Consider the following 886-nt stretch of genomic DNA (forward strand, 5'->3'; position numbering starts at 1 on the left):
TCAATTTAACGAAAAGATAAAAGAACAATTTCCTGAAATTAATAAAACTTGGGAAATTGATATTGCAGTTCCAGTTTTTGAACGAAAAGAAACTGAAATATATAATCGGAATAAAAACGTTGGGTAACACCGTATAAAAATAATTGCGGTTTAGTGCTTAATCAAAGGTCGTTGCGTGTTTGTAACGTCTGATTTTCCTTCGGAAAATCCTCGCATACAAACCCGCAACTATTCTTATACATAAACGTTGTACATAATTATGAAAAACCTCAATCTGAAAAAACATTTCTTTAAAATTGTACTTCTGATTTTCGGAATTTATTTCACGTACGACTATTTTGATAATAGAAATGAGATTAAAAATCTGAATTATGGAATAAAAGCAAATGAATTGAGAAAAGCTTTAAATGTCCCAATTATAGATGAGTATATGAAAGCACGAAATAGACACGATGATGGATTTTTCGGAAACGGATGGGGTTCTTGGAGTAAAAAACCGAATGAAAATGAAATACTACATATTTGGAAAAATGTTACACCTTCCGAAAACGAATCCTATATTTTAAATAAAGAAATGGACGGTTTGCGGAAAAGAAATTCGGATGGAAGAATTATGCAATTAAATATTTATAGTACTATAATTGGAGATTCAATTTCAAAAAGAACAGGAAGGTTCTTTTATTATGAATCTGAACCCAGAATGGAAAAAGAACTGAACGAAAAAGAAATAGATAGTATTGCAAGAAGTTGGAATTTAAACTATCTGATAAAAAAATAACTATGTACAACAAAGTACTGTGGTAAAAAACAAGTAAAAACTCATTAATTTCCTACTAAAACACTTCTATAATTATTATCATAGGTTAATCCTGATTTGGCTATGGCA

1 protein-coding gene is annotated in these 886 nt (G+C 29.5%); it reads left to right on the plus strand.

The features are described 5' to 3' along the window. The first annotated feature begins 259 nt into the window (after positions 1 to 259). Entirely contained in the window at positions 260 to 778 is a 519-nt protein-coding gene (locus ACFFVB_RS16050) for a hypothetical protein (RefSeq protein ID WP_382384245.1), read from the plus strand. Positions 779 to 886 lie beyond the last annotated feature (108 nt).

Origin of the sequence: Formosa undariae (genome assembly GCF_042427615.1) — a bacterium.
GTDB classification, from domain to species: Bacteria; Bacteroidota; Bacteroidia; order Flavobacteriales; family Flavobacteriaceae; genus Formosa; species Formosa undariae.

Excerpts from the sequence above, each read along its gene's own strand:
- ACFFVB_RS16050 (WP_382384245.1), top strand. The coding sequence starts at position 260 with ATGAAAAACCTCAATCTGAAAAAACATTTCTTTAAAATTGTACTTCTG.